At 64.0% G+C, this 22461-nt stretch carries 22 protein-coding genes; 12 read left to right on the top strand and 10 right to left on the bottom strand.

What is annotated here, in order from left to right:
• The first annotated feature begins 98 nt into the window (after window positions 1–98).
• Together hisC and PCJ21_RS09700 are read left to right on the top strand one after the other, a co-directional pair.
• The gene (gene hisC / locus PCJ21_RS09705) at window positions 99–1211 is read left to right on the top strand and encodes a histidinol-phosphate transaminase (protein ID WP_269931195.1); all 1113 of its coding nucleotides are present in this window, start codon (window positions 99–101) and stop codon (window positions 1209–1211) included.
• 3 nt (window positions 1212–1214) lie between these two features.
• Window positions 1215–2156, top strand: a complete 942-nt coding sequence (locus PCJ21_RS09700; RefSeq protein ID WP_269931194.1) for a prephenate/arogenate dehydrogenase family protein — start codon at window positions 1215–1217, stop codon at window positions 2154–2156.
• 84 nt (window positions 2157–2240) lie between these two features.
• On the opposite strand, the gene PCJ21_RS09695 is transcribed toward PCJ21_RS09700, so the two are convergent.
• Window positions 2241–3239 carry a DUF2125 domain-containing protein gene (locus PCJ21_RS09695; protein WP_269931193.1) on the bottom strand — a complete coding sequence of 333 codons (999 nt, stop codon included), beginning with the start codon at window positions 3237–3239 and terminating at the stop codon, window positions 2241–2243.
• Between the two features lie 55 nt (window positions 3240–3294).
• On the opposite strand from PCJ21_RS09695, the gene PCJ21_RS09690 reads away from it, so the two are divergent.
• The gene (locus tag PCJ21_RS09690; RefSeq protein ID WP_269931192.1) at window positions 3295–3813 is read left to right on the top strand and encodes a gamma-glutamylcyclotransferase; all 519 of its coding nucleotides are present in this window, start codon (window positions 3295–3297) and stop codon (window positions 3811–3813) included.
• A gap of 69 nt (window positions 3814–3882) precedes the next feature.
• Window positions 3883–4932, top strand: coding sequence for a bifunctional transcriptional activator/DNA repair enzyme AdaA (locus tag PCJ21_RS09685; RefSeq protein WP_269931509.1), 1050 nt, complete (start codon window positions 3883–3885; stop codon window positions 4930–4932).
• On the opposite strand, the gene PCJ21_RS09680 is transcribed toward PCJ21_RS09685, so the two are convergent.
• The 4 genes from PCJ21_RS09680 to ftsE form a co-directional block, all read right to left on the bottom strand.
• On the bottom strand, window positions 4929–5717 hold the full coding sequence (locus tag PCJ21_RS09680; protein ID WP_269931191.1) for a lysophospholipid acyltransferase family protein: 789 nt from the start codon (window positions 5715–5717) through the stop codon (window positions 4929–4931). The two genes, PCJ21_RS09685 and PCJ21_RS09680, sit on opposite strands and share 4 nt — an antisense overlap.
• Before the next feature lie 98 nt (window positions 5718–5815).
• On the bottom strand, window positions 5816–6526 hold the full coding sequence (locus PCJ21_RS09675) for a YdcF family protein (protein ID WP_442865992.1): 711 nt from the start codon (window positions 6524–6526) through the stop codon (window positions 5816–5818).
• 94 nt (window positions 6527–6620) lie between these two features.
• Complete coding sequence (locus tag PCJ21_RS09670; RefSeq protein WP_269931189.1) at window positions 6621–7634, bottom strand: cell division protein FtsX; 1014 nt, start codon at window positions 7632–7634, stop codon at window positions 6621–6623.
• Window positions 7627–8286 (bottom strand): cell division ATP-binding protein FtsE, encoded by a 660-nt coding sequence (ftsE, locus tag PCJ21_RS09665; RefSeq protein WP_269931188.1) that lies wholly within the window; start codon window positions 8284–8286, stop codon window positions 7627–7629. Before ftsE ends, PCJ21_RS09670 begins: the two co-directional genes overlap by 8 nt.
• 234 nt (window positions 8287–8520) lie before the next feature.
• On the opposite strand from ftsE, the gene PCJ21_RS09660 reads away from it, so the two are divergent.
• The 3 genes from PCJ21_RS09660 to PCJ21_RS09650 all read left to right on the top strand — a co-directional run bounded on the left by PCJ21_RS09660 (window position 8521) and on the right by PCJ21_RS09650 (window position 10134).
• Window positions 8521–9117, top strand: a complete 597-nt coding sequence (locus PCJ21_RS09660; RefSeq protein ID WP_269931187.1) for a hypothetical protein — start codon at window positions 8521–8523, stop codon at window positions 9115–9117.
• A 9-nt stretch (window positions 9118–9126) separates the two neighbouring features.
• Complete coding sequence (hpt, locus tag PCJ21_RS09655; protein WP_269931186.1) at window positions 9127–9669, top strand: hypoxanthine phosphoribosyltransferase; 543 nt, start codon at window positions 9127–9129, stop codon at window positions 9667–9669.
• A gap of 63 nt (window positions 9670–9732) precedes the next feature.
• Window positions 9733–10134: a response regulator gene (locus PCJ21_RS09650; protein ID WP_269931185.1), complete on the top strand. Its 402-nt coding sequence runs from the start codon at window positions 9733–9735 to the stop codon at window positions 10132–10134.
• Here PCJ21_RS09650 and PCJ21_RS09645 read toward each other — a convergent pair.
• On the bottom strand, window positions 10101–11045 hold the full coding sequence (locus PCJ21_RS09645; RefSeq protein ID WP_269931184.1) for a DMT family transporter: 945 nt from the start codon (window positions 11043–11045) through the stop codon (window positions 10101–10103). The two genes, PCJ21_RS09650 and PCJ21_RS09645, sit on opposite strands and share 34 nt — an antisense overlap.
• A gap of 282 nt (window positions 11046–11327) precedes the next feature.
• Here PCJ21_RS09645 and PCJ21_RS09640 point away from each other — a divergent pair, with 282 nt between their 5' ends.
• Window positions 11328–12194, top strand: coding sequence for a LysR family transcriptional regulator (locus PCJ21_RS09640; RefSeq protein ID WP_269931183.1), 867 nt, complete (start codon window positions 11328–11330; stop codon window positions 12192–12194).
• Window positions 12195–12288: 94 nt separating this feature from the next.
• Entirely contained in the window at window positions 12289–12918 is a 630-nt protein-coding gene (locus tag PCJ21_RS09635; protein ID WP_269931182.1) for a glutathione S-transferase family protein, read from the top strand.
• Window positions 12919–12985: 67 nt separating this feature from the next.
• Here the strand turns inward: PCJ21_RS09635 and PCJ21_RS09630 are convergent, their stop codons facing one another.
• The 4 genes from PCJ21_RS09630 to argH form a co-directional block, all read right to left on the bottom strand.
• Entirely contained in the window at window positions 12986–15553 is a 2568-nt protein-coding gene (locus PCJ21_RS09630) for a TIGR02302 family protein (protein ID WP_269931181.1), read from the bottom strand.
• Window positions 15554–15871: 318 nt separating this feature from the next.
• Window positions 15872–17140, bottom strand: a complete 1269-nt coding sequence (lysA, locus tag PCJ21_RS09625; protein ID WP_269931180.1) for a diaminopimelate decarboxylase — start codon at window positions 17138–17140, stop codon at window positions 15872–15874.
• Between the two features lie 164 nt (window positions 17141–17304).
• Window positions 17305–17511 (bottom strand): LPS translocon maturation chaperone LptM, encoded by a 207-nt coding sequence (lptM, locus tag PCJ21_RS09620; protein WP_269931179.1) that lies wholly within the window; start codon window positions 17509–17511, stop codon window positions 17305–17307.
• A gap of 70 nt (window positions 17512–17581) precedes the next feature.
• Window positions 17582–18982, bottom strand: coding sequence for an argininosuccinate lyase (gene argH / locus PCJ21_RS09615; RefSeq protein WP_269931178.1), 1401 nt, complete (start codon window positions 18980–18982; stop codon window positions 17582–17584).
• A gap of 33 nt (window positions 18983–19015) precedes the next feature.
• On the opposite strand from argH, the gene tlpA reads away from it, so the two are divergent.
• The 3 genes from tlpA (at window position 19016) to ugpA (ending at window position 22455) form a co-directional block, all read left to right on the top strand.
• Window positions 19016–19714, top strand: coding sequence for a thiol:disulfide interchange protein TlpA (gene tlpA, locus PCJ21_RS09610; protein WP_269931177.1), 699 nt, complete (start codon window positions 19016–19018; stop codon window positions 19712–19714).
• 354 nt (window positions 19715–20068) lie between these two features.
• Window positions 20069–21379, top strand: a complete 1311-nt coding sequence (gene ugpB / locus PCJ21_RS09605) for a sn-glycerol-3-phosphate ABC transporter substrate-binding protein UgpB (RefSeq protein ID WP_269931176.1) — start codon at window positions 20069–20071, stop codon at window positions 21377–21379.
• A gap of 191 nt (window positions 21380–21570) precedes the next feature.
• Window positions 21571–22455: a sn-glycerol-3-phosphate ABC transporter permease UgpA gene (gene ugpA, locus PCJ21_RS09600; protein ID WP_269931175.1), complete on the top strand. Its 885-nt coding sequence runs from the start codon at window positions 21571–21573 to the stop codon at window positions 22453–22455.
• Window positions 22456–22461: the final 6 nt, after the last annotated feature.

Here is a 22461-nt window from a genome sequence, read left to right as displayed (position 1 = left end):
TGTCCTGCCAGAAAGGCGGTTTTCCTCGACATTGCGCGCCCTGGGCGGTATTTCCGCTGCGGCCTCCGACCGGAGGCGCCAATCCAGGATATTTCGACATGACCAAGGCACCCGAGCAGATTCGCCCCGAACCACGCGCCGGCATCATGGACATCGCAGCCTATGTCCCCGGCAAGAGCACCGCTGCTGCAGGTGTCGCCAAGGTCCATAAGCTCTCGTCGAACGAAAATCCTCTCGGCGCTTCGCCGCATGCGATCGAGGCCGTTAAAAGACTTGCCGAAAAGATGGAGTATTATCCCGACGGGTCGGCTGCGCGATTGCGACAGGCAATCGCCGCGACCCACGGTCTCAATCCGGCAAACATCATGTGCTCCAACGGCTCCGACGAGATCCTCGGGCTGCTGGCCCAGAGCTACCTGTCGCCGGGCGACGAGGCGGTGTTCACCGAGCACGGCTTCATGGTCTACAGGATCTACATCCAGGCTGCCGGCGCGACCCCGGTCGTGGCGCGCGAAGCCGACGAAAAGGCCGACGTCGACGCGATCATCGCGGCGGTGACGCCGAAGACCAGGATCGTCTTCCTCGCCAACCCGAACAATCCGACCGGCACTTACCTGCCATTCGAGGAGGTCCGTCGCCTGCACGCGGCGCTGCCGAAGAACGTGTTGCTGGTGCTCGACGCGGCCTATGCCGAATATGTCCGCCGCAACGACTACGAGGCGGGCGTAGAGCTGGTCGCGGCCAACGAGAACGTGGTGATGACGCGCACGTTCTCGAAGATCCACGGACTTGGCGGCATCCGCATCGGCTGGGTCTATGCGCCCATGCACGTCATCGAGGTGCTGGAGCGCATGCGCGGTCCGTTCAACGTCAATGCGGCGGCGATCGAGGCTGGGGTCGCTGCCATGGAAGACCGTGCCCATGTCGATCGTACCGTGGCGCACAATGCCGAGTGGGCCGAATGGCTGTCCAAGGAATTCAACGCGCTGGGCCTGCGGGTCACCCCGAGCGTCGGCAACTTCCTGCTGGTGCACTTCCCCGAAGACGCCAAGCACTCGGCGGCTGCCGCCGATGATTATCTGGGCGCGCGAGGTTATATCCTGCGCGGGGTCACCGGCTACGGTTTCCCCAATGCGCTGCGCATGACCGTCGGCACCGAAGAGGCCAATCGCGGCGTTGTCGCCGCACTCACCGAATTCCTGAGAAGTTGACCAATGTCCCAACCTATCTTTGAAAAGATCGCCCTTCTGGGCATCGGCCTGATCGGCTCGTCGCTGGCCCGCGTCATCCGGCGCGAAGGCCTTGCCCGTCACATCGCCATCTCCACCCGCAGCGCGGCCACGCTCGCCCGCGCCGAAGAACTCGGCCTCGGCGACAGTTACTCCACCGATGCGCGGGAAGCGGTGAAGGACGCCGACCTGATCATCGTGTCGGTGCCGGTCGGCTCGTCCGGCGCGGTCGCTGAAGAGATCGCGCCGGCGCTCAAGCCGGGCGCGATCCTCACCGACGTCGGCTCGACCAAGGCGTCGGTGATCGCGCAGATGCAGCCCTTCATGCCGGAAGGCGTGCATTTCATCCCCGGCCACCCGCTCGCCGGCACAGAAAAGTCCGGCCCTGACGCCGGCTTCGCCGAGCTGTTTGAAAACCGCTGGTGTATCTTTACGCCGTTGCCGGACACCGATCCGGCGGCGCTGGAGAAACTGTCTGAGTTCTGGCGCCGCTGCGGCTCCAACATCGACACCATGGACCCCGAGCATCACGACATGACGCTCGCCATCGTCTCGCACCTGCCGCACATCATCGCCTACAACATCGTCGGTACCGCCGACGATCTCGAGGCGGTGACCAAGTCGGAGGTCATCAAGTATTCGGCCTCGGGTTTTCGCGACTTCACCCGTCTTGCCGCGTCCGATCCGACGATGTGGCGCGACGTCTGCCTGCACAACAAGGACGCGATCCTCGAAATGCTGGCGCGCTTCTCGGAGGACCTGGCCTCGCTGCAGCGGGCGATCCGCTGGGGCGATGGCGACAAGCTGTTCGAGATGTTCACCCGCACCCGCGCGATCCGTCGCTCGATCATCGACGCCGGCCAGGAAGTCGACGTGCCGAACTTCGGCCGCGAGGCAATCGAACATCCGGTGAAGCCCGCGGAATAGGGAACTTAGGGAATGGCGAATAGTGAGTAGTTCTGGTTTCAGTCTACGGACGTGAAATCGGCACTACTCACTACCTACTCATTCTCACTGCACCGCCGGCACCACGCCGAGCGGAATGAAGCCGAGCGTGGCGCGGCCTTTGACGATGCGCAGGGGCAGGCTGGGTGCGTTGCCGAGAATGGCGAGGCCCGAAAAGGCCGTCTCGATCTGCGGGCGCTGTTCAGGGATGGCTTCAGCCAGAATGCGCGACAATTCGCGCGGGTTCTGGATCGTCACCCGCAAGGTTGCGTCAAGCAGGCCGTCGGCATCGATCGACCATGGGCCGCTGAGCGCGGCGCCGGTGGTGCCGCCACTGGTCAGCGTCAGCGAGCGAATGGTGCCCGATTGGCCACGCAGGCTCTTTTCGCCACCACGCACGAGGCCCACGCCGTTGTTGAGCGAGGCGTCGGCGCTGCCGTCGAGCGGCGGCAGCTTGCGGCCGTCAAGAAGCTGCTGGTCAAGCACAAGGCCGCTGACGGTGCCAGCAACGTCGATGTCCTCGCCATTCGGACGCAAATGGGTCTGCACGTTCTCTGCAGTGAACAGAGGGCGCGGCGCGCTGTCGCTGTATTCGGCCTCGCCGGCCAGCTTGCGGATTTCGACCGACAGGCGCTCCGGCAACGGGTTGGCGATGCGCGCGCTCGCGTGCAGAAGCTCCCAGTCGAACTGCAACTGCGGCAGATTCTGCGCGGTTATCCTGAGTGGGCCGTCGAGTTCGAGCACGGCGCGCATCGGCTGGTAGACCTGCGCGGCGGTGCGGAAGGCACCGGCGCTGGCCGAGATGCGCAAGGCAGTGTTTTCGTATTCGACGCGGTCGCAGAACAGCCCGATGCGGAACGGAAAGCCCTTGATCTCCGGCTTGACGCAATCGAGCGACACGCCGTCGCGGTTCAGCTCGGCGATGTGCTGCCGCACCTCGCGGTCGGCGCGGCCGGCGAGCCAGAACCAGCCGATGCTGTAGCCGCCAAACAGCACGACGATGAACAGCGCGAGCCACAGAAAGCGTCGGCTGGATTTCGATTTCTGCTGCTGGCTTGACGACATGCTTGGGCTCTCGTTAACGCGGGGTGTTCACTGCGAACCACCAAGGCTTGGCGATATGGGCGATTTTTGGGTTTTTGGCTATGGCTCTCTGATGTGGCGCCCAGGGTTTGCCCATCTCGAAACACGTCGCGCCCGGCTGATGGGCTTTCGCCGGTCGCTGTGCGTTCGCTCTTTCGTGCATCGCGGCACCGAGCAGCGCCCGGGGCTGGTGCTTGGTCTCGATCGCGGCGGCTCATGCGTTGGCCTGGCTTTTCGCGTGCCGGGCGAGCTTCGCGACGAGGTCATCGGCTATCTGCGCGAGCGCGAGCTCGTCACGAGCGTCTATCTCGAACGCACGCTCCGCATCCGGCTTGACGACGGTGAGGCCACCGACGCGGTGTGCTACATCGCCGACCGCAAGCACCGGCAATACGCCGGCAATCTCGACGCCTCCCATGCCGCCGGCATCGTCGTCGGGGCTGTTGGCCAGTCGGGCCGCAACGAGGACTACGTGATGAGCACCGTGGAACACCTGAAGGCGCTCGGCATCCGCGACCACTGGCTGGAGGAGGTCGCGCGCCTGATCGGGCACTAGTTGTCAGCAGAGAAAATGCCTGCCCGCTTTTCGGCGGCGACAGACGCCAGGCCGCGCTATGAATTGGCGATGCTTTTCCAGCGCCCCAATGACGACGTCCTCTACGATGCCCTGATCGCCCGCGATGCGAGCTATGACGGCTTCGCCTATGTCGGCGTGCGCACGACCGGCATCTTCTGCAAGCTCACCTGTGCCGCTCGCAAGCCGAAGCGCGAGAACGTGCAGTTCTACGACACCACCGCCGAGTGCCTGCATGCCGGCTTCCGGCCGTGCCAGCGCTGCCGGCCGATGATGGGGGCCGGTGCGCCCGAGCCATTGGTAGCTGAACTGCTCGACGCGCTCGACCGCGACCCCGAGCGGCGCTGGCTCGAAACCGACATCGTGGCCATGGGCTTCGACGCCTCGACCGTGCGCCGCGCCTTCAAGCGCCGCTTCGGCATGTGCTTCCTGGAGATGGCGCGGCTGCGCCGGTTGGGGCAGGCGGCGGAGCGGCTGACGGCCGGCGACAGTGTCATCGAGGCACAGGTCGAGGCCGGCTTCGGCTCCGGCAGCGGCTTTCGCGCGACGGTCACGCGTCTGCTGGGCGAGGCTCCGGTGAAATTGCGCGGCAAAACCATGCTCAAGGCGGACTGGATCGAGACGCCCATCGGGCCGATGATCGCCATCGCCGACGCGCATGCCCTGCACATCCTCGAGTTTCTGGAACGAAAGGCGCTGGCGACCGAAGTGCGCAAGCTGCGGACCGCGACCGGTTCGGCGATCGCCTTCGGGCGCTCGGCGCCAATCGACCAGATCGAAGCGGAACTCGGCGCCTATTTCGCTGGGCGTTCAGCCGATTTCGCCACGCGGATCGCACCGCAAGGCACGGCCTTCGAGCGACAGGTATGGGACGGCTTACGCCGCATTCAGGCGGGTTCCTCGGCAACCTATTCGGGCCTTGCCGCCGAAATCGGCAATCCGGCGGCCGTTCGCGCAGTCGGCCGCGCCAATGGCGCCAACCCGATCGCCATCGTCATCCCCTGCCATCGCGTGGTGGGCGCCAGCGGCGACCTGACCGGATATGGCGGCGGGCTGTGGCGCAAGCGCTGGCTGCTCGAACACGAGCGGCGTACGGCCTAGCCGACGTTCACGCCCAGGTCCTTGAGCCGCTTGATCGCGGTAGGCGGCAGCGCGGGCGGATTTTGCGACGTGGCGACTTCGATCAGGTATTGATCGCAGGCGGCTTCGGTCTCGGCGATCAGGCGCTTCATGAACTCTTCCTTGTCGAGGCCAGCCGGGATCGGCGGCAGGAAGCGGGCCTTGATGGTTCCCGGAAAGCGCAGGAACTTGCGGCGCGGCCAGTACAGGCCAGCGACGTGCGCGACCGGCACCACTGGCATGTTCAGCGCCGAATAGAGTTCGGCTATGCCCCATTTGTAGGCCGGCTCCGCGCCCGGAGCGCGACGGGTACCTTCGGGATAAATGATCAACTGGCGGTCGTTCTGCATTTCGCGACGGGTCGCCACGACCACTGCCTTGAGCGCCACGGAGCGCTTGCCGCGATTGACCGGGATCATCTTCATCTTGGCGATGTACCAGCCAAACACCGGGATCCACATCAGCTCGCGCTTGAGGATGTAGAGCGGGTCGCGGAGGTAGGGGAAGAAGGCGATGGCGTCCCAGAAGGACTGGTGCTTGGGAGCGAGGATGAACGAGCCTTCGGGCAGGTTCTCCACGCCTGATATCTCGCTCCTGGTGCCGGCGATCTTTTCCTGCAGCCACAGGCTCGAGCGTGCCCAGAATTTGGGGACGAACCAGGCGCGACGGCGCGGCGACAGGAAGTAGTAGGGCGTCCACACGATCATCTGGACGACCAGGCTGACATAGAAGACGAAGTTGAATGCCAGCGAACGTATGTAAAGCATGTTGAGAAGCGCCTGAGGACGAATGTCGCCGTTGGTTACACCAAGCGCGCGAAAAAGGAAAACACCGGTTCGACGGGCAGGCGGGGCGTTGCGTGCGGCTATTCGCTGGCCTGGGCCTGCACCAGCTGAACGCCTTCGCCGGATGGCTTCACCGGCAGGATGCCGCGGGCCAGGGCCAGGAGGTATTTGTTGTACTCGGTAAACAGCACCCTGAGCGCCTCGGGCTTGGTCAGCCAGTTGCCCTTGTCGAGCTTGGACAGGACGACGGGATAGGGCTCCAGGCTGGCGTGGCGCAGCAGCCGGCCCATTTCGAGCAGGCTGCGCGGCATGTGGTAGTTGTTGGTCACCAGGATGACGCGCTCATAGTCATGGCTTTCGACCCATTTGGCGCTCTCTTCGGCGTTGCCGATGGTGTCGAGGGCGGCGCGGTCGATGTCGACCCGGTTGAACAGCGCCTTGTCGCTGCCGGTGGCGAGCTGCAGCTGCCGCCTGGTTGCCGAGGGATGCACGCCGCTGATCAGCAGGCGGTCTCCCTTGCCTGCCTTGAGCAGGTTCATCGCCGCGTCGATGCGCGACTGTCCACCGGTCAGGACGATGATCGCATCGGCCTTGGCCGGGTTGGCTGGCGTGGTGAGATTGCTGACATGGCTGGCAAACAGCGCAAAGCCGCCGGCAAACACCAGCAACGCCGTGAAAAGGACGAACAATGTGCGACGCAAAAAAGTCACTCTCCGGCGCGACAGGCGCCCGGAAGGCTGGAAAATCTTTCCTGAAACCGTCCCCGAAGCGGCGAGTGCGTTCTGTCCCATCACATAGCCATGGTTAAGCAGCAAATGCGGCTTTTGCAGAGCCCCATTATGCACATTAGGTAACGCGCAGTCATCTTCCGTGAGAAGTGCATGGCTACATGCCCTCCGTGTTGGGGGTATCGATCTCGCCGAGATAGGTAACCACGGTGAAATGCGACGTCGCCGCCGTCAGCGCGCCGATCACGGCGACGATGACCGCCACGCCGAGATAGCCGTTGGCGCCGATGGCGAAATTGCCGAACAGGGCAGTGGCCTGATCGGCCTGCGGCGTCGCCAGATTGCGCGACGACCACCAGGAAAAGACGATGAACACGATCACCGCTGCAACGCCGCCGGCGGCCGCGCCCTTCATGCCGGTGAGCAGGAAGTGGCGGCGGAATTCGCGAGCAATGAAACGTGCCTCGGCGCCGACGAAATGCAGCACCTCGATGATGTGCCCGTTGCCCGCCATGGCGCCGCGCGTGGCAAACACCACCGACAGCACTGTCGCGGCCAGCATCAGCACCAGAACGCCGGTGCCGATGGTCACGGTGGTGTGCGCCATCGCCACGAGCCGGTCGACCCAGGTGCGATGATCGTCCAGCGTCGCAGTCGCCACTTTCGGCGTAATCGCCTGACGCATCGCCTCGAAGTCCGGTGGGGCGTTTTCGTCGATGGTGACGATGACCAGCCGGGGAACCGGCAATTCATCGATGTTCAGACCGGCGCCGAGCCAGGGCTCGAGCAGGCGCGATGTCGCTTCGCGGTCGACGATGTTGGTGCCGGTCACGCCGGGGAATTCGCTGGCGATCCGCGCGGCGGTGTCGAGCGCCGCCTCCATGTCCAATCCGTCGACCGGCTTGATCTGGATTGTTGCCTCGCGCGAGATCTGGTTTTCCCACACCGAAGCCGTGTCGCGCACCAGGGTGACCGCGCCAAGCGTCAGGCATGACAGGAATGTCATGATGGCGATGACCAGTACCAGGGCGCGTCCGGCAATGTTTTGCGAAGGCACGATCGGCGCGGTCTTGCGCTGGACGCGGACAGGCTGTTGCTGCAGCGGGGCGTCCTCGAATTCGTCTTCGAATTCTTCGTCGTGTTCGCGGAGGTCGGCCTGGGCCTCAGTCATAGATTTCGAGCCTTCCGCCGGTGAGGATCATGCGCCGGGCGTCGACCTGGTCCATCAGGGCGAGGTCGTGCGTTGCGATGACGACGGCGGTGCCAAGCCGGTTGAGCTCGATGAACAGCCTCAGCAGGCGGCGGGCCAGCGGAGGGTCGACATTGCCGGTCGGCTCGTCGGCGAGCAGGATTTCCGGCTGCTCGATCAAGGCGCGGGCGATCGCAGCGCGTTGCTTTTCACCGCCCGAGAGCACGGGAGGCAGGACATGCATGCGCTCTCCGAGCCCGACCCATTTGAGCAGTTCTGTGACGTCGGTGCGGTAGCTCGCCTCCTCGCGGCCGCGAACGCGCAGCGGCAACGCGACGTTTTCGTAGGTCGTCATGTGGTCGAGCAGGCGAAAATCCTGGAACACCACGCCGATGCGGCGGCGCATGAGCGGCAATTCGTGGCGGGTGATGCGCGAGCGGTCCTTGCCGAAGACGCTGATCAGGCCGCGGGTCGGCTTGAGCGACAGGAAGAGCAGGCGCAAAAGGGTGGTCTTGCCGGCGCCCGATGGCCCGCTCAGGAACTGGAACGAGCGTTCGGGAACGTGGAAGGAGACATCGCGCAGGATCTCCGGTCCCATACCGTATCTGAGGCCGACATTTTCAAAGCGGATCACGTGCTGCAGACCTTGGGTTGATCCCGTGGATGGTTCGGGACCCTTGCCGCCCGTTTCTACGAAACGACCATGGGTCCGCATGGTTAATGGACAGTTAAGCTTTGGACCGACTGAGGCTGCGAACGCACTCCCGGTGGCAAAGCATTAACCAATTCCGTTTACCCCCTCTTGGGAAATTGTCTAAGGGGTCCGATGGCTGACGCGCGGAAAGCACGCCCGGTTTCCGGCGAAATCATGACCGGCGAGGCCCGCGACACATCCGCCCAGAGCCTTTTGTGCGGCGAGCACGACATTGTCGACGCCGAATTCGAGGTCGTAGCCGACGCGTCGCCGGGATTCGAATCAGCCGGACAAGGGCCTGCCTTCGACCATTCGGCGCACACGCCGGGCGGCATGGAGATGCTGCGGCCGGCCCGGGCACTCCGCGCCGGGAGCTTCGCGCGTGGCGGGCCGATTTTCTGGCTTGCGGGCATCTCATTGGCAGCTATGGCTTTTTGGGTTTCGGGCGGACACGCAGTGGTACGCGCCGCAGCCTTGCCGTTCGCCAGGCAGGCCACGGCGCTGCGTCTCGCCGAAGTCAGCTCGCGGGTCGACGGGGCAGGGCGCAAGGGTCTCCTTGTCGTCGAAGGAGCCGCGATCAACGACGGCGCCATTGCGGCCGTTCTGCCGCCGATCGATATTATTGTTTCCGCAAATGACGGCAAAATCCTGCGCTACAGGCTGGGGACAGCGGCAAGCCAGGTGGCGCCCGGCGCAAGATGGGACTTTTCCAGCCGGCTCGACCTGCCTATGAACGGGATAAAGGCCGTCACGGTCGCCTTCTCTGAATAGGATGACGTCATGCCAGTTGTGCGCGACAAGGAAATCGAAGTGTTGTTCTCCGCGTCGGCCATCGCCCGGCGCAACCTGGAACTCGCCAAGGAAATCGCCGAACACGACTACACCGACCTGCTGGTGATCTCGGTGCTCAAGGGCTCGTTCATATTCGCGGCCGACCTGATCCGCGCCATGCACGACGTCGGCCTGTCGCCGGAAGTCGAGTTCATCTTCATTTCCAGCTACGGCACCGGCACCACCAGCGGCGAGGTTCGCGTGCTGCGCGACATCGACAACGAGGTCGCCGGTCGTGACGTGCTGTTGATCGACGACATCCTCGAATCGGGCAAGACGCTGAAGTTCACCCGCGAGCTGATGATGTCGCGCGGCGCCAAGAGCTGCTCGATCGCGGTGCTTCTCGACAAGCGCATGCGGCGCAAGACCGACCTCGATGCCGATTATGTCGGTTTCGACTGCCCCGACTATTTCGTCGTCGGCTACGGCATGGACGTGGCGCATGCGTTCCGCGAACTGCCCTTCGTCGGCGTCGTCAAAGGCGAGGCCTGAATATTTGCCGCCTCGGCCCCGGCTTTCAGAAATCGTCAACCACTCGCGGCAAATATCGCCGCCATGGCAAAGCTTCTGATCGTTGAGGACGATGAGTCCGTCCGCACTCTCTCCGCCCGCGCGCTCGAGCGCGCCGGCCATACAGTCGATGTCGCCTGCGACGGCGCGGAAGGGCTCGAAACCATCCGCGCGGCGCAAGGCGTCTACGATCTCGTCGTCTCCGACATCCGCATGCCGGAGATGGACGGCATTGAGATGGCCCAGGCTGCGGCGCGTGCCTATCCGGGCCTGCCGATCCTTCTGATGACTGGCTATGCCGATCAGCGCGAGCGCGCCGAAGAGCTCGACGCGATCATCATCGACGTGATGCAGAAGCCGTTCACGCTTGCCGACATTCGCGACCGGGTATCGCTCGCCCTGGTGCGGGCGTCTCAGTCTGCCCCGGCACTGGCCGGCGTCGCCTGACGCTGCTGGGTGCCGGCATTCAGGGCGAACAGGCCGGCGCCGACGATCAGCGCCGCGCCGATCAGCGTGCCGCTGTCCGGAACCTCGGCAAAGAACAGGAAGCCCCACAGCGGCGCCCACAGCAGCCCTGTGTACTCGAAGGTCGCCGCCCTGTTGGCTGGCGCCAGCCGATAGGCCTGCCCGAGCAGCACCATGCCGACGGCGGCAATCACGCCGCAGGCGCCCATCATCAGGAAGTCGCGCAGGCTCGGCCATAGCCACGGCCGCATCAGGAAATCGAGGCTGGCGTGCCCGGTTTCATGAAACCCCGTTGCCGAGAAGACCGCGGCAATCAGCATCGCGCCGAAGAGATAGGCGGCGTTCTGGTAGAAGGCCATCGTCGTCGCGCTTTCGACAACGCCGATCTTGCGCGCCATGAGTTGCGAGAAACCGTAGAGAAACGCCGAGGCCAGCGACAGAAGTGCTGCCCATTCGAAAATGCCGCCGCCCGGATTGACCATGACGATGACACCCAGCAGACCGGCCGAGCCGGCAGCAAGGCTTTGCCACGGCACGCGCTCGCCGAGATAGGGGCCGGCCATCGCCATGATGAGCAGCGGCGCCATGAAGAACAACGCTGCGGCGTCGGCAATCGGCAGCGCCGGTATGGCCAGGTAGTAGGCGCAGTAGGACACGAACAGGATCGCCGAACGCGACGCGAGGAAGCGCCAGTTCGGCGAGGCCAGCGCCTTCAGGCCGACATCGCGGTGGACGATGAACAGCAGGATGGGCAGCGCCACCATGGCGCGAATCATCAAGGCCTCGCTGACCGGGTATGTGCCGGCGACGGCCTTGATCAGGGCATCCTGCAGCGAAAACACCAGCACGCCGAGGCAGAGGCACAGGATGCCGAGGAGAGTTCTGTTCTGCATGGTCGCGCTGTGCCTGATCGCCGGGTTATGTCGGTCACTCTCTAGCGCCGAAGCCGGCCAGTGGAGAGCGCTTGGCGGCCTTCTCCCATTGGTCCAGCGCGGCAAAGAAAAAACCCGCCGTGAAAACCGCGGCGGGTGAAAGTGAGGACGGTAAGTACCAGTCCGTAGCCGCATCTCTACGACCACCTTCCAATGGGTAGCCGGACTATTGATCTGCGTTTGACACGATGCAAGCGAATTGGAATGATGGCAGTCATTAGAAAATCTGATGGCTGGTGAACCGTGGCATCGAATGTTCGTCTCGACAGCGACCTGCTGCGCACCTTTCTGGCCGTCGCGGAGAGCGGCAATTTCACGCGCGCGGCGGAGGCCATCGGGCGAACGCAATCGGCCATCAGCATGCAGATCAAGCGGCTGGAAGAGATGGTCGGCGAGACGCTTTTCGAGCGTGGCGCGCGCGGCGTGACCCTGACGCGGAGAGGGGGTGACTTGCTGGGCAGCGCCCGCCGAATCGTTGCCCTGCTCGACGAAACGGCATCTTCCATGCGAGCGGTTCCGCTTGGAGGGCCGGTCCGGATCGGGCTTCCCGAGGAGTATGGCCAGCCGGTGCTGTCGCGGGCACTGGGTGCCTTCGCCAAGCGGCATTCGCAAGTCGAGGTCACGGTCCGGTTCGGCTATTCCGCCCCGCAACTGGCTGCTCTTGCTGCCGGAGAGCTTGATTTGGCAGTTGTTTTTGAATGGCAGACGCCATCGGGCGCCGAACTTCTGATGCACGATCCGACGGTCTGGGTGACGTCGATCCAGCATCTGCTGCACGAGCAGCGGCCGCTGCCGATCGCGGTCTACGGGCGCGAGGGCTGGTGCCGGGAATATGTGCTTGGTTCACTCGAGCGGCGCGGCATCGACTACCGCTTTGCCTATACCAGCGACACCACCAACGGGCTTGTGCTCGCCGTCACCGCCGGTCTTGCGGTCGCTCCGATCTCACGCAGCAACATCCCGCCCGACTGCCGCGAATTGACCGAGGCAGACGGGTTCGGCCAGATCGACATGACGAGGGTCGTGCTGCATCGAAATCCGCGCGCGACAAGCGAGGCCGTCGACGTCATGGCCGACGCGATAAGAGATGCCTTCCATCAGCACCGCTGATTGCTGGACCAATTGATTCTTCCTGCCATTGATCCTGACAAGATGCTGTCAGCATGAAGATGCTAGGGTGCGGACTGAAAATGAGGAGGACGCCATGATCACCTTTTATCACGCTCCGTGGTCGCGCTCGTCGACCATCCTTTGGCTTCTCGAGGAGCTTGGCGCGCCCTACAAGATCGAGAAGGTCGACATCCGCGCACCTGGCGGGGTGCCGGAAGACTACAGGCGGATCCAGCCGAACAAGAAGGTGCCGGCGATCGTTCACGACGGCGTGGTCGTCACCGAACGGGCCGCGATCTGCACGTATCTCGGCGACGCGTTTTTCGAGGCTGGGCTCGCGCCGGCAATCGGCGACAAGATGCGCGCGCCGTACCTGACCTGGCTTGTCTATGCCGACGGCGTGTTTGACCCGGTGCTGGCGGCCAAGGCGCATGGCCACGAGTTCATGGGCGGCGGCTACTCCTACGGATCGTTCGCCGAGATGATCGCCAACCTCGAGCGCACGCTGGCGTCGCGGCCGTATATTGCCGGCGACCGCTTCACCGCTGCCGACACGCAGATTGGCGGCGGCATCAACTATGCCAAGAACGTTCTGCGCATCCTTCCCGATAAGCCGGTGTTCAACGAATATTTCGAGCGGCTTACCGCGCGGCCGGCGTTCCAGCGCGCCAGCCAGAAGGATTTCCAACTCGCACAGGAGGCGGGCATGGTGGGTGCATCTTAGGCACCCGCCACGCCGTGGCAGCGGAAGGCCCGCCGTGGCGGCGGGATGAGTTGTCGCTGGACCGAACCTACTGAGGCTGTAGCAGGCGCTCGAGATACTGGCGTTCCAGTTCCGGGCTCAGCGCATTGCCGAGGCGCTTGCGGATCGCTTCCAGGATCTGGCGCGCGCGCTGAACATCGATTTCGTCGGGCACCTTCACCGAATCGCCGAAATCCGGCGAGGTCGTTGCGCGGGGGCGGCCGAGCGGGTCGCGGTCGGCATTCTGCTGGCGTCCGCCGTCCTGGCTGCCACCTTCGTCGCCTTGCATCGCCTGCATCTGCTGCATCATGTCCTGCGCGCCCTGGCGCAGGGCTTCCAGGGCGCGGCCCTGATGGCCAACGGCACGGTCGCCTTCGCCCTTGCCGAGCGAACCTTCAGCCTGCTCCATCGACTTGTCCGCCTCGCCGAAACCCTCTCCAGGCTTGATGCCGAGGCCCTCGAGGCCCTTCATCAGCGCTTCGAGATCCTTTTGGAGCTGCCCTTGGCCTTGCTGCAGCTGCTTGAGGGCGTCGGCGAACTCTTCCGGCGTCATCGGTTTGCCCTGCTGGCCCTGACCCTGCTGCTGGTCCTGCTGGCCGGGGTCGCGGTTGTCGCCGAACGGATCGCTCGGCTGCTGGCCGCGCTGCATCTGATCCATGCGGAACGTCTCGTTCATCATCTCTTGCTGGCGGCGCATGATCTCGCCGAGCTTGTCCATCTGCTGGCGCATCTCGGAATTCTGCTGACTCTGCTGGCCTCGCTGGCGCCGCCCGGCCTGCAGGTTGTTCATCATGTTCTGGAGTTGCGACAGCAACTCCTTGGCCTGGTCGCGATTGCCCGACTTGGCCAGGTTCTCGATCTGGTCGAGCATGCGCTGCAGGTCGCTCTCGCGCAGTTCCTGTGCCGGCTGCTGGTTCTGCGCGGTCTGGTTTTGCTGGTTGCGTTCGGCGAATTCACGCAGGAAGTCGTTCATCGCCTGGCGCAATTCGGCCATCAGCTTGTCGATCTCTTCGTCGCTGGCATTTCTGTCCAGCGCGTCCTGCAATGCCTGCTGGGCCTGCCGCAGGCGCTTTTCTGCGGCCGACAGGTCGCCGTCCTCGATCCCGAGCGCCACCTGCCAGAGATAGGACACGACCTCGCGGAGCTGATCGTCCGTACCGGCGAGCTTGAGCCGGGTACGGGCGCTCATCAGGGCCAGGTAGTGAGACGGATTCTGGATCGTGTCTTCCGGCCTGAGCGTGACCGCGTCCATCAGGTCGAGCACGCGGCGCTTGGCATTGGCGTCGAGGCCGATCAGCCGGCGCTGCTCGATGACGGCTCGGGCCAGCGGATTGGTGAACGGACGCTCGGGCAGGATGAACGTCTTGGTTTCGCTCCTGGCTTCCTGGCCGGCGTCGTCCACGGACTGAAGCGTCAGCTTCACCGGCGCTCCGGCCCAGACGTGTTCAGTCAGATCGCGCGTCGCCCTGGTCGGCTTCTTGGCGGCGCCCCGGCGGGGCAAGGCCAGCGGCATTTCCGGTGCGCCGAAGAGCGGCCGCGCCTGCGGCGCCTGTGGCTCGGACAGAGCGAACTCAGACTTCGCCGAAGCCGCGCCGTAGTCGTCTTCGATGGCGTAGTTGAGTTCCAGCGTGCCGTTGACGGCGCGTTTCGGCTCGCCGACGAAACGGATCGTCGGCGGATTGTCGGGCGTCATCATGAAGGCCCAGCTGTCGAGTTCATCGTCGCCTGACCTGAGCGTGATCTGGCCTTCGGCGGCAAGCTTGCTGGTGAACTGCCGGACGGATGCCGCCGGGCCGGCTGTCGCGGGCTTCGCCGGATCGGCTGCCGGTCCGGTTGGCGGGATGTCCCTGACATTGCCCGTGGCGTCGGTGAAGGCGAGCGTTTCAGCGCCATTGCCCCCGGTGACGCGGAGCGACAGTTCGCTGCCTTCGGGCACGACGACCGCTGCCTTGTCCTTTTTGGCGTCGGCGGTGAGGAAGATTGGCGCCTTGCCGGTATAGGTCGGCGGTGTCACCCAGGCGTCGATACGCGGGGGAACGACGTCACGCGCGGCATGGGCGCGAAAGGCGTCGCCGGCGCGGCCGCCCATCGGGCCGAAGGAAAACGCAAAGGCGCAGACAAACAGCAACGCTGCCGCTGCGCGCAGCGCCCATGGATCGCGCTCCGGCACGCGTGTTCGCGGCAGATCGCCGCCAAGGCCGCCAAGTCGCTCGGCCATGCGCTTCTGATGCTCGCGCCACAAGGCGTCGCCGAAGCTGTCCGGCTTGCCGGAAGGGCGATCCGTCTGAACCTGAACCGGATTGTGCGTAAGCTGGTTGGCGCGCTCGACGCGGCTGTCGATCTCGGGCCATGTCGGCATACGGAAAAAGCGCAATGGGTAAAGCGAGGCCAGACCGGCGAGGGCGAAAGCGACTGTCAGCGCCAACCGAAGCATATCGGGCAGCACGCGGAACAGGCCAAGCCAGGAGAGGCTGAGAAACAGGCTCGTCACGACGAGCAACGGCAGGACGAGGGGCCAGAAGCGCTCGACAATCATCGTGGCCGCCACGGCAAGCCGTGTCCTGCCGAGGCTGGCCTGGAGGCTGCGGTGAAGCGCTGATCTGTCCGGTTCCGTCATCGGCCCTTCCGCTCGGGCGGCGTCGGTGCCGCCGCCTGCCTATCGCAGAATACCATCAATCACGGCGAAGGCGAGGCGACCAACGCAATCGTGAAAGTGCCGCCCCCAGGTTTACGTTCGCTGATTGTCGATCGATTTGGCGCGGTTGGTTGGTGGTGCGTCCTTCGACAAGCTCAGGATGAGGACCGTTGGTGCTGACGGCGCGCACGTTGAAAGAGTCGATTTTGAACGGTTCGACGAGATGCCGCTAGCGGTCCTCATCCTGAGCTTGTCGAAGGACGCATGACCGACCCACTGCCCTCAATCGGTCCGACGCTCCTACGCCAGCCAGTCCGGCACGGAATCGAGGCCGATCAGTTCGTCGTAGGTCTGGCGCTTGCGCACGACGTGGAATCGGTCGCCGTCGACGAGCACTTCGGGGATCAACGGTCGCGTGTTGTAGGTGCCGGCCTGCACTGCGCCGTAGGCGCCGGCGGTGCTGACCGCGATCAGGTCGCCCGACTTGAGCTTGGGCAAATCGCGGTCGAGGCCGAGATAGTCGCCGGTCTCGCAAACCGGACCGACGATGTCCACCATCATGCGCGGCGCGGTGGCCGCCGGTTGCACCACCGGGCGGATGTCGTGGAAGGCGTCGTAGAGTGTAGGCCTGATCAGGTCGTTCATCGCCGCGTCGACGATGAGGAAGTTCCTGGCGTCGCCTTCCTTCACGTAGATGACTTCGGACACCAGTATGCCGGCATTGCCGACGATCAGCCGGCCCGGCTCGAACATCACCTTGAGACCGAGCTTGCTCACATGCTTGTGCACGATCGCGGCATAGGCGTCGGGCAGCGGCGGCGGCGAATTGTCGGTCTTGTAGGGAATGCCGAGACCGCCGCCGAGGTCGACATGCTCGATGGCATGACCATCGGCCTTCAGCGTCGCCACAAGCTCGACCAACAGCGCAAAGGCGTCGTCGAACGGCTGCAGTTCGGTGATCTGGCTGCCGATATGCATGTCAATGCCGGCGACCTTGAGGCCGGGCAGGCTTGCCGCGCGGGCATAGACGTCGCGCGCGCGCTGATGCGGAATGCCGAACTTGTTCTCGGCCAGTCCGGTTGAGATCTTCTTGTGGGTCTTGGCGTCGACGTCCGGGTTGATGCGCAGCGACACCGGGGCGATCTTGCCGTTGGCCACCGCGCGCGCCGAGAGCAGCTCAAGCTCCGGCTCAGATTCGACGTTGAAGCACAGGATGCCGGCCTGCAGCGCAAAGTCCATTTCGCGCGCCGTCTTGCCAACACCTGAAAAGACGACTTTCCTGGCCGGGATGCCGGCTGCAAGCGCGCGCCGCATCTCGCCTTCGGAGACAACGTCGGCACCCGCGCCGAGCCTGGCCAGCGTTCTAAGTACGGCCTGGTTGGAGTTCGCCTTCATGGCGTAGCAGACCAGAGCGTCGAGGTCGGCGAAGGCTTTGGAAAAAACCTCGAAATGGCGTGTCAGGGTCGCCGTGGAATAGCAGTAGAATGGCGTGCCGACGGCCTGGGCAATGTCGGTCAGCGCCACGTCTTCGGCATGCAGAACGCCGTCACGATAGTCGAAATGGTTCACGGCAATTCCGTTTGAGCTGTTGGCCCCCTCATCCGGCCCTTCGGGCCACCTTCTCCCCGTTGGGAAGAAGAGGCGAGCCGCAGCGGTCGCGCATCTCCTCTCCCCTTGGGGAGAGGGTGGCCGAGCGAAGCGGAGGCCGGGTGAGGGGGCATATTACCAGATGGCTAAAGCAGCGGGTCAAGGATGAAAGGCTTGTCCGCGACCGGTTTCTGCGGCGTTGCAGTTGCTGGCTGGCCGGCCTTCTGCGCGTCCTTCTGGGCCTGCACGGCCGCGTCATAGGGGGTATCGAGGTCACCCTTGCGGCCGCAGGCCGAAACCATGCCGACCGCCGCCATCAGCCCAAGCGTTGCCAAAATCCTGCCAGCGGTCATCGATCCACCCGTCCGCGAAAATATCCCGCCGCTTGTAGCGGAGATTCTCGGGCTTTGCACCCCGGATAGATCAAGCTTTCGCGAGACGTTTCTTCCAGTAGCGGATCTGCTTCTTGACCTCGGCTGGAGCCGTGCCGCCGAATGACGTGCGGCTCTTGACCGAGTTCTGCACTGACAGAACCGAGAAGATGTCCTCGGTAATTCCCGGATTGATCGACTGCAGGTCTTCGAGCGCAAGTTTTTCCAGCCCGACCTTCTTGCTTTCGGCCAAAGCCACTGCGCGCCCGGTGACATGATGGGCCTCGCGGAACGGCATGCCGAGGGTACGCACCAGCCAGTCGGCCAGGTCGGTCGCGGTCGAGTAGCCCGAGCCGGCAGCCTTCTTCATCGCCTGGTCGTTGATGGTCATGTCGCCGACCATGCCGGTCATCGCGGCAAGCATCAGGTCGAGCGTCTCGGCAGCGTCGAACACCGCTTCCTTGTCTTCCTGCATGTCCTTGGAATAGGTCAGCGGCAGGCCCTTCATGACAGTCAAAAGGCCGACCAGATGGCCGTTGACGCGGCCGGTCTTGGCGCGCACCAGCTCGGCGGCGTCGGGGTTCTTCTTCTGCGGCATGATCGATGAGCCGGTGGAGAAACTGTCCGACAGGCGCACGAAGCCGAACTGCGGCGTCGACCAGATGACGATCTCCTCCGCGAGGCGCGACAGGTGCGTGGCGCAGATCGCCGCCACCGACAGGAATTCCAGCGCGTAGTCGCGGTCCGACACGCTGTCGAGCGAGTTGCGGGTCGGCTCGCGGAAACCGAGCGCCTTGGCCGTCTGGAAGCGGTCGATGGGGAAGCCGGTGCCGGCAAGGGCGGCGGCGCCCAGCGGGCTTTCGTTCATGCGCTCGATGGCGTCGCGGACGCGGCTCAAGTCGCGGGCGAACATCTCGACATAGGCCATGCAATGGTGGCCGAAGGTCACCGGCTGGGCCGTCTGGAGATGGGTGAAGCCGGGCATGACGGTCGAGGCGTGCTGTTCGGCGCGTTCGAGGAAGGCCGCGATCAGCCCCTTCAGCGCCTCGGCGACGCGGTGGAACTCGTCCTTGACCCAGAGGCGGAAATCGACCGCCACCTGGTCGTTGCGCGAGCGTGCCGTGTGCAGGCGACCGGCGGACGGCCCGATCAAATCGGCAAGCCGGGCCTCGATGTTCATGTGGATGTCTTCGAGCCGCGTCGAGAAGGCGAACTTGCCGTCCTCGATTTCTCGCAGGATCGTGTTCAGCCCGTGAGCGATTTTCTGTTGATCCTCGGACGAAATAATGCCCGTTGACGCCAGCATTTCGGAATGGGCGACGGACCCGCGGATGTCCTGGGCGTAGAGCTTCTTGTCGAAGCCGATCGAGGCGTTGATCGCCTCCATGATCGCGGCCGGGCCCGAGGCAAAACGTCCGCCCCACATCTGGTTGCTGGCCTTCTTGTCGCTCATCGTGATACCCGGGCTCCGGAGAAAATTGATTAGATGTCGGACCGCAGAAAAATGTTTCCCACGTCACGCCATATCGCTCTTGCCGCCGTCGCGGGCGTGATCGCCGGCGCGGTCGCGGTATATGTCAGCTCGACCCTTCCTGGCAACAAGATGCCGGCGCCAGCAGTGGTGGCGAACGACACGGCTTCTTCCGCCAGCGCTGACGACAAGCTCTGCGCCGCCAAGGCGGACAGCGCAAAGGCAATTGCCGCCGCCGCCACCGGCCATGTCGCGGCGATGATGCCGGCCGATCCGCCGCGCTCGCTGAAGAACCTCGCCTTCAACGGTCCGGACGGAAAGCCGATGACCGTCGCCGACCATTCCGGCCGTACGCTGCTCATCAATCTGTGGGCGACATGGTGCGCGCCCTGCCGTGCCGAGATGCCCGCGCTCGACGCACTCGAGCGCGAAATGGGCGGCGAGAATTTCGAGGTCGTTGCGGTCAATGTCGACACCGGCGACGACAGCAAGCCGAAGAAGTTTTTCGAGGAGATCGGCATCGCTTCGCTCGGCTTCTATCGCGACAACACGCTCGCGCTGTTCAATGACCTGAAGAAGCAGGGCCTGGCGCTCGGCTTGCCGGTCACGCTGCTGGTCGACGGCGACGGCTGCCTGCTCGCTAACATGAACGGCCCGGCGGAGTGGGCCAGCCCCGACGCCAAGAAGCTCATCGAGGCCGCGCTCGCCAAATAAGGCCCACACGTCCACACACTCTTGTTATCTTGCATCTGCAATTCAAGATTGCATTGTTGAGCCGACGCTTTCGCGGTTTTCATCCACGAAGAGGCCTGCGTGGCATATCTATTCCATTTCCAGCCTTTCGCTGGCCGGTGTTGCCGGCAGTTGAGATGGGTCTAATTCTTGCCGAGTTGCTTTCGTTTTCTGGAAAAGCGAAAGCCTGTCATGAGGTTGTGGAGAAAGTGAAATCGAAGCGAGCCAAGTGCGACCTTCATGCGATCGCTACAAAACTGTTGTAGCGCTGTCATAATCCGACAATACTGCTCCCCGCGGAACTAAACATTTCGCCAACCAGAACGGGAGCGAGACATGAAGACCCTAGGCTTCGCGGCCGGAGTTGCCGCCACCATTACGTTGCTTTCCAGCACCTCCGCCTTCGCAGTCACCGAGATTTCGTGGTGGCACGCCATGACCGGCGCGAACAACGAGGTCGTCAACCAGCTGTCCGACGAGTTCAACAAGAGCCAGAGCGAATACAAGATCGTTCCGGTCTTCAAGGGCACCTACCCCGAGACGCTGAACGCCGGCATCGCCGCCTTCCGCGCCAAGCAGCCGCCTGCCATCATGCAGGTCTTCGATGCCGGCACGGGCACGATGATGGGTGCCGAAGGCGCGATCAAGCCGGTCGCCGAGATCCTGTCGATGGGCGGCCAGGCGTTCGACAAGAGCCAGTACCTGCCGGGCATCGTAGCCTACTATTCGAAGCCCGACGGCACGATGCTGTCGTTCCCGTACAATTCGTCCTCGCCGATCCTCTATTACAACAAGGACATCTTCCAGAAGGCCGGCCTCGATGTCGACAACCCGCCCAAGACCTGGGCCGAGGTCTGGGACGCCGCCAAGAAGATCAGGTCGAGCGGTGCTGCCCCTTGCGGCTTCACCTCGACCTGGCTGACCTGGATCCACACCGAGAATTTCGCCGCCTGGAACAATGTGTCCTACGGCACCAATGAAAACGGCATCGGCGGCACTGACGTCGAGCTCAAGATCAACGCCCCGGCATTCGTCAAGCACTTCCAGGAGCTCGCCGACCTCGCCAAGGACGGCACCTTCAAGTATGGCGGCCGCACCTCCGAGGCCAAGCAGATCTTCCTCGCCGGCGAATGCGGCATCTTCACCGAATCCTCCGGCGGTCTCGGCGACATCGTCAAGTCCGGCATGAACTATGGCACCGGCCAGCTGCCTTACGAGGCTGACGCTGCGGGTGCGCCGCAGAACACCATCCCGGGCGGCGCTTCGCTGTGGGTCTTCGCCGGCCTGCCCGAAGAGCAGTACAAGGGCGTCGCCGCGTTCTTCAACTTCCTGTCGCAGACGCCGATCCAGGCTCGCCTGCACCAGGTTTCTGGCTACCTGCCGGTGACGCTCGCCGCTTACGAGGAAACCAAGAAGTCGGGCTTCTACGACAAGAATCCGGCCCGCGAGATCCCGATCAAGCAGATGATGGGCAAGGCCCCGACCGAAAACTCGAAGGGTGTGCGCCTCGTCAACCTGCCGCAGGTCCGCGACATCCAGAACGAAGAGTACGAGAAGATGCTCGCCGGTCAGCAGACCGCGCAGCAGGCCCTCGACAACGCTGTTGCGCGGGGCAACAAGGCGATCCAGGAAGCGATCGGCAACTGATGCTCGCTTAATGTCATCGTAGCGCCGCCCCTCATCCGCCTGCCGGCACCTTCTCCCCGTAACGACGGGGAGAAGGGACAAGCGGCACGGTGAACGCCCTCCCTCTCCCCGTCCTTCACGGGGAGAGGGTAAGGGTGAGGGGCGGCGCAAACGCTGAGCCGAAAGGCGAAACGCCCTATACGAGGCCCGCATTGTCCCCACGCGTCGTCTTTCCCAACAAGATCCTGCCCTACCTGCTGGTCGCGCCGCAGCTGGCGATCACCATGGTCTTCTTTTACTGGCCGGCCAGCCAGGCGTTGCGCCAATCGATGCTGCGCGAAGACCCGTTCGGGCTGTCCTCGAAGTTCGTCTGGTTCGCCAATTTCAAGAAGGTGCTGTCGGATCCGAACTACCTGAATTCGGTTCAGGTCACGGCTGTCTTCTCGATCGCCACCGCCGCCGTCGCCATGGGCACGGCGCTGCTTCTTGCCGTCATGGCCGAGAAGGTGGTGCGCAGCCGCGGCCTCTACCGCACCCTGATGATCTGGCCTTACGCGGTCGCGCCGGCGATCGCCGGCATGCTGTGGCTTTTCCTGTTCAACCCGTCGATCGGTTCGCTGGCCTATGGCCTGCGCTGGCTCGGCATCCACTGGGATCCGTTGCTCGACGGCGATCAGGCGATGGTGCTGGTTGTGGCCGCCGCTTCATGGAAGCAGATCAGCTACAACTTCCTGTTTTTCGTCGCCGGCCTGCAGGCGATCCCCAAGACGCTGATCGAGGCGGCGGCCATCGATGGCGCCGGCGAGAACAAGCGCTTCTGGACGATCGTCTTCCCGCTGCTCGCGCCGACCACCTTCTTCCTGCTCGTGGTCAACACCGTCTATGCCTTCTTCGACACCTTCGGCATCATCCACGCCGTCACAGGCGGCGGTCCGGGCAAGGCCACCGAGACGCTGGTCTACAAGGTCTACAATGACGGCTTCGTCAATCTGATCCTCGGCGACTCGGCGGCGCAGTCGGTGATCCTGATGGTCATCGTGATTGCGCTGACCGCGATCCAGTTCCGCTATGTCGAAAAGAAGGTGCATTATGGCTGAGCCGAA

This window comes from Aminobacter sp. HY435 (assembly GCF_027568395.1).
In the GTDB taxonomy this organism is placed as follows: Bacteria; Pseudomonadota; Alphaproteobacteria; order Rhizobiales; family Rhizobiaceae; genus Aminobacter.
Note: the sequence above shows the minus strand (reverse complement) of the source record. Positions and strands in the feature narration are given on the sequence as shown.